The organism is Acinetobacter sp. UBA1496 (genome assembly GCF_002324975.1).
Lineage (GTDB): Bacteria > Pseudomonadota > Gammaproteobacteria > Pseudomonadales > Moraxellaceae > Acinetobacter > Acinetobacter variabilis.
In genome coordinates, this window is sequence record NZ_DCRI01000005.1 from 645 (window position 1) to 8,766 (window position 8,122).

An 8,122-nucleotide genomic window follows, 5' to 3' on the forward strand; every position below is an offset into this window, starting at 1 on the left:
TGGTGATTCATACGATAATGTTCTGGCTGAAACGGTGAATGGCTTATACAAAACAGAGGTGATTGAATATTTAAAAGCAGATTGGCAAGGTTTAGCAGATGTATAACTTGCGACACTAAACTGGGTAGATTGGTTCAATAAAAAGCGTGTACACAGTGCACTGGGTTATGTATCGCCTTTTGAGTTTGAAGCAATGTACTATGATAAGATTAACCCGTTAGGTCAGGTGGCCTAACTTAAATAAAAAAGTCTCCGACAAACCCGGTACGGTTCAGATCATCTTATCAATCTAATCCACATGACTGGTTGCCTGTATAAGTCTTCCTTATTCCACTTATTGATCTGAATACTCTTTCATAAGATTACTTTTCCAAATTATTGACTCCATCTCGGTGCATAATATTGATCGCTATCATCCTGCTATTCACCTTGATCTCTAGTCCAAATCTTTAAACTTTTAAACGAAATGAGTGATCTAAAAGTCAGCAAGACTTTCCTTGATCATGGAAAATAATAATACTGCGCAAACCGTGAACAATAGCCCGATCAAAGCAAATAAAGGATCCTGATAAATAAGACCTAAAACCATGAGAGAAACAGCAAGGATGACAAGGAAAATAATGCCGCATATTTTAAAGAGATACATATCCACAACCTAAAGCAAAAGCTATGCTTTCAAGAAGCAATTTTTGCTCCTTTTTTAAATAATTTTTATGTTTATTATCTATATAAATTGATCAATATTCTATTTATTGGTACGAAGCTAGTATATGAAATACCGATCTACTCAGTAATCATATTTCGAACAAAATTCAGAAATTTAGACATTAAAAAGCCACCCTAAAGAGTGGCTCAATGATTAAATGTTTTTATTGATATTCGATTATAGCGGTCACTATTTTCAAATAAAAATTTTAATAAATATTCTTTCTTTACCCGAAATAATCTCGACATGCATTCCTCCATGAAAGGTCAAAATATTCCTGATCTATCTGCCGTCTTTCAATCAGCACAATATTTTTATTTACTACAATAAACCTCCGATGTTTCATTTCATTCGTAGATTTATCTCTGAAACTAAGCTCACCACATTCTCCCTCTTGTTGATGAAATTGAACCAGATCTGAATTCGGTAAAGCATTCCTTACCATTTCCCTAAATTTTTTTAGATCCTCATCCTGTAGGATCTTAGAGTCAGCTTCTTGCTGTGTATTTGGTTGACTACACCCCAGAAGTATTAAAGCTACAAGAGGCAAGATAATTAGTTTTTTCATAAGCTGTCCTCCTGAGAAAGAGGATCACATTATTTTTAAAGTATGGCTATTATTAAAATGAATAGTTTTGTAAACCATTCAACTTTATCAATAAATTTAATCAGGAAAATTTAGAATAGATGAAAAGGAATAATAGCTAAAATAGCTTGCTGTGTCTCTGAAAATAGCAAAGTTCTGAAAATTATATAAGACTTGCCAGAGATGGCTCTACTGAAAGAATAGGAGACCTCACAACCTTCTCTTGCTAGTGGTGAGGTCCTTTCAAGCGATTATTCAACAGAATTTGGTGCTTGACTGTCTACCTGTTCATTCTGAGGAGCAGCATTGTTTGAACTGTCCTTTTTGTATTTCATTTTTTTATAACAATAACCTGCAAGTACACCGGCACCAATTAACGTTAATAACTTCATTTTTCACCTCATGCTCATAATTGCAAGCCTATATAACTAACATCTATATTTGTAGCTTTCCAAAGCCATTTAGAGTGTTTTTTTAAATAAAAAGTTAAATTATGTATATCTATATAGATCAAATAAAATTTTAATCTTTTCATAATATTAAATTTACTTAAAATATTCTTGAGTTAAATATTTTTAGGCTCTAAATATATACTTATAAAATAAAAATCCTGCTTGCTGATTAAAATTCAACTTACGATATTCAAATTGTTTTGAACTTATTTCTCTTATATTTTAATTCTCATGATAGATCATCATGAGAGCGTTCTCCCATGTGTTCAAACTATGAATTTCCCTCAAAACATCGTCTCTCTTTATTAGACATTCATGAAGAGCAACTTGAACTAGATATGAAAACGCATGTATATCCTTTGGCTCCCGCTCCCATCATTATGCGCGGTGCTGACGAGTTTGAACTGGATATCGCACGTTTCGGACTTATCCCTTCCTGGGCCAAAGAATTAAAATTTGGTCGGCATACTTATAATACCCGGACTGAAACGGTTGCCTCAAAAGCAAGTTTTCGGCATGCCTGGAAAAACAATCAGTTTGCCTTGGTACCTGTAGATACGTTCTATGAACCCAAATACATTGATGGCAAATCTCATTGGTATGCAATATCTCGTGAAGACGGCGATCCTTTTACTGTTGCAGCCATTTATGATGATGCAATCATTGAGGGTGAAAAAGTTCGGTCTTTTTCAATGCTTACGATTAATGCAAATCAGCATCCTTTTATGAAACAATTCCATAATCCGAATGATGAAAAACGCTCGATTATTGTGATACCGGAAGAGTCAAGACAGGATTGGCTGCACTGCGATCATGAGGAAGCAAGTGAGTTTTTCTTCGAAATGCGGGATGAATTTATTGCAAAGCCGCGAGATCCCCGTTTGTCGGAAAATTGAAATATAAAAGCAATTTAATCACTCATATCTGATTTTAAAGCATTTAATTTGTTTGTATAAAAATAAAGCAATCATTACAATCTTGATTAATGTAACAACAATCAAGAAGTAGCAGATTTATGACAAATTCGCATGGGGGCTTTAGAATTGGTGCAGGCAGAAAAAAGGTCGAAGAAACCAAAGTAATTCGTGTACCTGAATCTAAAGTCCTAGATATCAAAGCATACTTAAAATCACTTAAAAAAGAAAATGAAATCAGTGATATTCGCCAGTTTGATCCCGTTACTCAAATGGAAATTCCTTTAGTTACTGAACGTGTTCAGGCTGGTTTTCCCTCACCCGCACAAGACTATATTGATAAAAAACTCGATCTGAATGAATTCCTGATCAATAACGCCAATGCCACTTTCATTGTTCGTGCCAATTCGCTGTCGATGCTGAATGCAGGTATTGATATCAATGATGCTCTGATTGTAGATCGTAGCATTGAAGCGCAACACCGAGATATTGTGATTGCCTGTGTAGATAGCGAGTTTACGGTCAAACGGCTGATTGTCGATGTAAAAGGTTGCTGGCTAAAAGCCGAGAATGACGACTATCCCGATATTCATCCTGTAGAAGGTCAGCAATTTGAAATCTGGGGTGTGGTCACCAACGTCATTAAAAAATTCAGATGAAATATCAGCAGGAAATCTATGCGCTGATTGATGTCAATAACTGCTATGTCAGTTGCGAGCGCCTATTCAGTCCGAAACTGAATCATGTACCTGTGATCGTGTTATCAAATAACGACGGCTGTGTAGTTTCACGTTCGCAGGAAGCAAAAGATCTCGGCATTAAAATGGCTGTTCCACTCTTCCAGATTCGCGATATTGTCGAACAGCATCAAGTTCAGGTGGTATCCAGTAACTATGCGCTATATGCAGAAATGTCCAAACGCTTTCATTCCATTCTATCTGAATATGTAGCACCTGGTGAACAGGAAGTTTATTCCATAGATGAATGCTTTCTGAAAATTACAGCTTATGCAAAAAATCATGATTTAACAGAATATGGTCAGGATATGCGACGGCGTATTTTGCAATGGATTGGCCTACCCGTTTGTGTAGGCATTGGCCGTTCCAAAACCGAAGCTAAATTAGCCAACTATATGGCCAAGAAAGCCAAACGCTTTGATGGGGTTTGCGATCTTTCTTCTATGAATCAAAAATATAGAAATTACTTCTGGAGCTTGATTGATGTTGCTGAAGTCTGGGGGGTTGGGTGCCAGCAGAGTAAAAAGTTAAAGAACTTAGGTATACATACCGTTCTTGATTTAGCTCAGGCTAATTGTCATCGAATCGGAAAATTATTTCCAGTTGTTATGCAAAGAACTGTGATGGAATTACAGGGAGTTTGCTGTATTGAACTTGAACAGACGTGCCAGCCCAAGAAGCAGATTATTTCTTCACGCTCATTTGGTTCCCGAGTGACGGATCTTGAAGCTTTAACGGAAGCTATGAGTGATTACCTGCAAAATGCTGTCAAACGCTTAAGAGAAGATCAATCCTTATGTGGTTGCATCATTGCTTTCGCGCAATCCAATCTTTTTGACAAGAACAGATCCTTTTATCATAAATCTATCAATATCGCTTTTCCTGAACCCACTGATTCCGCTGTTGTAATGAACCGGGCATTGATGCAACAGATGCATGAGCTGTTTTCAGAAGGTGTAGAGTTTAAAAAATGCGGGGTTATTTTAACGGCGCTTGAACCTAAATCGGCCTATGTCTATGACTTACTCTCTGATCATGCTCAGATCGAGAGAAATGAGAAGCTTCAACAAGCGCTAGAAAAAGTAAAAGAAAAATTTGGCGATCAAAAGCTGGCAATTGGAGCAACTAAAATGCCTGACCGGAGCTGGGCCATGTCTCAACAGCATCTAAGCCAGAATTATTTTAGTTGGGATGGACTGTTAAAGATTGATCATTAATTTCATCTTCCCAGTAAGGTGAAGCAGAAATTTTCCGAGACTTAAATCAAAATCTAAAAAGCCCTAAATTTAATTAGGGCTTTCTGATATTCATATCTTACTTTTGCTCCCTCAGCGGATGCTCAGGCTCTGCATTAGGCTTTTTCTCAGGCTTTACACCCTTATAGGTTGCTTGATTGCCTTTATCATCATTAGATTCTTTTTGCGGATTATCTTCTTGCTCTGTTTGGTGGTCTGCATGAGTTGTCATATATATTCCCTTTTCTCTAGATGCTTAGAAAATTATTAGGACATATAAGGTTAAACATCAATAATATTTATGTTTTCCATACATTTTAATAAACATATATTCTTCTAATCCGAGCTTATATAGACTTCTTGTTCTAATCTAAATCTGTCTGGCTGTGCAACCTGCTTTCAGGAAACACAGCTCATATATCTTAAAATTTGGTTTCTTATTACTTAAAAGAAAGTATCTGCAGAAACATTAAAACGTTCAGACAAAGCTTTAATATGACGGATATTGAGCTGACGTTTACCGTTCAGGATTTCTGAAATGACCGACTGGGTAGCTATATCAGATAGGTCTGATTGGCTTAGGCCATGCTGTTCCATCAGGAAAGCCAATGCAGTACGTCCATCGCCTTCTGGCATCGGCAAATGCTCATGCTCGTAAGCTGAGACTAAGTCACCCAGTTGAAGAATCAGCCCCATTAAGGGATGCGACTCATCATCACCTACAATATCCAGAAGTTCATCTAAAGCTTCAGTAAGGGTATTAAAGTCTTCTTCAGTTTCTGGCTTGCTAAGCAATGGTGCAACATAACGCCAGTGATCAACGGCCTGTTTAATCATTGCATTCATATTAAGCCTCCTTCCAATGACCTTTGTCATATTCCTGATGGGATAAGACATGGCGAATATAGACACGTTTTGCCTGATACATCACAACTGCGATCAACCTGATCTTGTTGCCACCAATATCAAAGACATGAAATTTCCCGACTTTATCGACTGCGGGAAATAATCGCTTCATGTCGGCAAAATCCTTAGGATCATTGGCCTTGATAAGTCGATACCAACCATCCAATGCAGTTTCAGCGTGTGGCCACTTTTGCATTGCTTCCAGAATCCGAGCGTGAGTGATCACATGCATGATTATTTATCGCATTTTGCTATATTGAAAGTATAACCTAAATATCGCATATTGCAATAACGCTTAAAGGATGAATTTAGTTGAGATGAGTATTGTTATGATCAAATCACAAGTTAAAATTAAATAAACCCTTATTTTTAATAATCTTTATTAATTAACTATCAATATTTATAAATTAGCGTGGATATGTTGGTTCTATTTTCAAATAGCAATGATAAAAAAATGAAAACCCCCGTCAATCTAAAATCGAACGGGGGTTCAACATCCATCTAAACCACGAAGGTCTAGAGAGTTAATTTAAATCTTTCAAGCAATCACGACACTTTTTGACTTCGAAATCATCGACTGTATAATCAATTTCAGTCGCACCATGAAGACCAAATAAACAACATATAAATTGGAACATATGTTTCTCCTGACTGTGAACAGCTCGATCATGGATCGAGCTTTGTTGCTTTAAAGATAATGGCTTACAGTTCCACGATTTATTTACCTTGAAACGATTGAATCACTCACCTGTACTGCGATTGCACAGGCAAGCTATAGCCTCTAAATTTGTACACTCTCTTCATGTTTTGGCGCTTGGTCTTTGGTACCGTGATCCTTGCTCATCATCCGGCACATTTTTTCTTTGCAAGATTTAAAGCAACATCCCACCATGACACCCATACCAAATGCACAGATACATCTCATCATAGCTCTAACCTATCTTTTCATGAAAAGAGATATATAAATAACATCTATTCATGTTTCACACTTGAACGTATTTTCAGGTTTTATGTTGTATATGAAAACTTATGTGAAGGATAAATGTCGAAGAATCATTACTTTTTGGCATATTTATGATCTAAAAAATGAGCCCTGCTTAACTGTCTGGATTAAGCAGGGCTTTTTAACTTGCTGATTTTAAATTATTTTATCTGAGTTGTTATAGTGATGATAAAGTACCACTTGTCATGCATCTAATATGTATATGAAATATAGAGGCTTTTTTACCAAATGTTGAATATAGGTTATGTTTTATATTTTATTGGCTATTTTTCATCAACTTAGATGCAATTAAATACAAAAAACTTTGATTCATTCAGCTTTCATTCAATCAAGTGGGTCATAAAAGCAGATATGCAACTTATACATATTGGTAGATATTTTACTTATTTTATCAAAGTCCTTTTCATTTTTTATTTTCTCAGCTGTCAATGAGTTTAAAGGCAGGTGCTCTTTCACTCATTTCTCTTTATAATTTTTCCAATGACTGATAACAATATATTGTTGCCATGAAAATATCATTATTCATAATTGCCCTATTGGCATTGGCCATCACAGGCTGCCAGAAACAACAGGCAGATGTATCAGCTGAACCTGATCCAGCAGTGAAAGCTCAATTTGAAAAATCCGATGCCCGATTGAGTGCTTATTTAGATAAATTAGATTCTTCTACTATTAGTCTTGAGGAAAGAACACATATTTTATGTGAGGATTATCCTAAAGAATATAAAACTCATTATATGCCGGCCCTAATAAAACTGATGCCACAAGCATATGATGAGCAGGAACTACTGAAAGATCTGAAAAATGCGCTCGACTTTTATAAAGTAAAAGCTAATATTCAATGCTGATTTATTCTGAACAATAAAAAACCGCCTTAAAAAAGGCGGTTTTTTGTAGAGATTACACAGCTTAGATATGAGCGCTGCAGCTTTGACTAATCTTATTGATTACGCAAATTTTGCTGCTGGTTATCTTGTTGTGGCTGTTGCTGTTGTTGCTGATTGCGTTGCTGGTCCTGTTGGCCCTGCTGACGCTGTTGGTTTTGCTGTCCTTGCGGCTGTTGTTGTTGCTGGTTCGGCTGTTGCTGATTTTGATTCTGGTTTTGCTGATGTTGTTGGTCTTGCTGTTGCTGTTGTTGTTGGTTCTGTTGGTCTTGCTGATTTTGCTGTTGATTATTAGCCATGATGTAACTCCTTACTATTTGCTTTAAATCGCCGATGATTAGGTTTCGACTTAATATTTACTCTACCTATTTTTAAAAATTCGCCAAGTTGTTACCTGTTACATATTAATTCAATGTAAAAAAAGGTAAGTTAAGTAATTGAAGTCTGGATTTATAAGAAACATAAATTACTTTTAATAATAGAATGAACACATATTGAAAGCTTTCTATCTTTTATAAATTTTATTTTTCATTTAAAGTCATAACTTAATCAAAAAATTGTATGTAAACTTAAATTTAAAATAAAATTTAGAAATACATTTTGATACTTGTATAAAATATGATTATATTTATAAGATATTGAATTTTATTAATTATTTAAAATTATAATTTCTTATACATGGCGAATTCAAACATGAGG

At 35.7% G+C, this 8,122-nt stretch carries 11 protein-coding genes and 1 pseudogene; 5 read left to right on the forward strand and 7 right to left on the reverse strand.

The annotated features are described in order from the left end of the window. Positions 1-235 (forward strand): annotated as a pseudogene (locus B3143_RS00525) (integrase core domain-containing protein); the annotation flags it as partial. A gap of 697 nt (positions 236-932) precedes the next feature. On the opposite strand, the gene B3143_RS00530 reads toward B3143_RS00525, so the two are convergent. Further along, the gene (locus B3143_RS00530; protein ID WP_004785967.1) at positions 933-1,274 is read right to left on the reverse strand and encodes a hypothetical protein; all 342 of its coding nucleotides are present in this window, start codon (positions 1,272-1,274) and stop codon (positions 933-935) included. Positions 1,275-1,543: 269 nt separating this feature from the next. After that, on the reverse strand, positions 1,544-1,684 hold the full coding sequence (locus B3143_RS00535; protein ID WP_004785968.1) for a hypothetical protein: 141 nt from the start codon (positions 1,682-1,684) through the stop codon (positions 1,544-1,546). Positions 1,685-2,004: 320 nt separating this feature from the next. Here B3143_RS00535 and B3143_RS00540 point away from each other — a divergent pair, with 320 nt between their 5' ends. From B3143_RS00540 to B3143_RS00550, 3 genes are all read left to right on the forward strand, one after another. Continuing rightward, complete coding sequence (locus B3143_RS00540) at positions 2,005-2,640, forward strand: SOS response-associated peptidase (RefSeq protein ID WP_004785971.1); 636 nt, start codon at positions 2,005-2,007, stop codon at positions 2,638-2,640. Positions 2,641-2,759: 119 nt separating this feature from the next. Then, positions 2,760-3,317, forward strand: coding sequence for a LexA family protein (locus B3143_RS00545; RefSeq protein WP_004785972.1), 558 nt, complete (start codon positions 2,760-2,762; stop codon positions 3,315-3,317). Further along, on the forward strand, positions 3,314-4,612 hold the full coding sequence (locus B3143_RS00550) for a Y-family DNA polymerase (protein ID WP_286739127.1): 1,299 nt from the start codon (positions 3,314-3,316) through the stop codon (positions 4,610-4,612). Before B3143_RS00545 ends, B3143_RS00550 begins: the two co-directional genes overlap by 4 nt. Before the next feature lie 97 nt (positions 4,613-4,709). On the opposite strand, the gene B3143_RS00555 is transcribed toward B3143_RS00550, so the two are convergent. The 4 genes from B3143_RS00555 to B3143_RS00570 all read right to left on the reverse strand — a co-directional run bounded on the left by B3143_RS00555 (position 4,710) and on the right by B3143_RS00570 (position 6,464). Continuing rightward, a complete protein-coding gene (locus B3143_RS00555) occupies positions 4,710-4,862 on the reverse strand; it encodes a hypothetical protein (protein ID WP_004785976.1) in 153 nt (50 codons plus the stop codon). A gap of 212 nt (positions 4,863-5,074) precedes the next feature. Beyond that, positions 5,075-5,476, reverse strand: coding sequence for a helix-turn-helix domain-containing protein (locus tag B3143_RS00560; protein ID WP_004785978.1), 402 nt, complete (start codon positions 5,474-5,476; stop codon positions 5,075-5,077). A gap of 1 nt (position 5,477) precedes the next feature. Next, positions 5,478-5,768, reverse strand: coding sequence for a type II toxin-antitoxin system HigB family toxin (locus tag B3143_RS00565; RefSeq protein WP_004785981.1), 291 nt, complete (start codon positions 5,766-5,768; stop codon positions 5,478-5,480). A gap of 549 nt (positions 5,769-6,317) precedes the next feature. Beyond that, positions 6,318-6,464 carry a hypothetical protein gene (locus tag B3143_RS00570; RefSeq protein WP_004785985.1) on the reverse strand — a complete coding sequence of 49 codons (147 nt, stop codon included), beginning with the start codon at positions 6,462-6,464 and terminating at the stop codon, positions 6,318-6,320. A 581-nt stretch (positions 6,465-7,045) separates the two neighbouring features. Here B3143_RS00570 and B3143_RS00575 point away from each other — a divergent pair. Next, positions 7,046-7,387, forward strand: a complete 342-nt coding sequence (locus B3143_RS00575; RefSeq protein WP_104426155.1) for a hypothetical protein — start codon at positions 7,046-7,048, stop codon at positions 7,385-7,387. 92 nt (positions 7,388-7,479) lie between these two features. On the opposite strand, the gene B3143_RS00580 is transcribed toward B3143_RS00575, so the two are convergent. Continuing rightward, positions 7,480-7,722: a hypothetical protein gene (locus B3143_RS00580; RefSeq protein WP_004785989.1), complete on the reverse strand. Its 243-nt coding sequence runs from the start codon at positions 7,720-7,722 to the stop codon at positions 7,480-7,482. Between the last annotated feature and the right edge of the window lie 400 nt (positions 7,723-8,122).

What these genes read in the sequence shown, in the direction of transcription:
- B3143_RS00565 (WP_004785981.1), bottom strand. Translation starts at nt 5,768, where the DNA reads ATGCATGTGATCACTCACGCTCGGATTCTGGAAGCAATGCAAAAGTGG.
- B3143_RS00555 (WP_004785976.1), bottom strand. Translation starts at nt 4,862, where the DNA reads ATGACAACTCATGCAGACCACCAAACAGAGCAAGAAGATAATCCGCAA.
- B3143_RS00540 (WP_004785971.1), top strand. Translation starts at nt 2,005, where the DNA reads ATGTGTTCAAACTATGAATTTCCCTCAAAACATCGTCTCTCTTTATTA.
- B3143_RS00535 (WP_004785968.1), bottom strand. Translation starts at nt 1,684, where the DNA reads ATGAAGTTATTAACGTTAATTGGTGCCGGTGTACTTGCAGGTTATTGT.
- B3143_RS00575 (WP_104426155.1), top strand. Translation starts at nt 7,046, where the DNA reads ATGAAAATATCATTATTCATAATTGCCCTATTGGCATTGGCCATCACA.
- B3143_RS00570 (WP_004785985.1), bottom strand. Translation starts at nt 6,464, where the DNA reads ATGATGAGATGTATCTGTGCATTTGGTATGGGTGTCATGGTGGGATGT.
- B3143_RS00580 (WP_004785989.1), bottom strand. Translation starts at nt 7,722, where the DNA reads ATGGCTAATAATCAACAGCAAAATCAGCAAGACCAACAGAACCAACAA.
- B3143_RS00560 (WP_004785978.1), bottom strand. Translation starts at nt 5,476, where the DNA reads ATGAATGCAATGATTAAACAGGCCGTTGATCACTGGCGTTATGTTGCA.
- B3143_RS00550 (WP_286739127.1), top strand. Translation starts at nt 3,314, where the DNA reads ATGAAATATCAGCAGGAAATCTATGCGCTGATTGATGTCAATAACTGC.
- B3143_RS00530 (WP_004785967.1), bottom strand. Translation starts at nt 1,274, where the DNA reads ATGAAAAAACTAATTATCTTGCCTCTTGTAGCTTTAATACTTCTGGGG.
- B3143_RS00545 (WP_004785972.1), top strand. Translation starts at nt 2,760, where the DNA reads ATGACAAATTCGCATGGGGGCTTTAGAATTGGTGCAGGCAGAAAAAAG.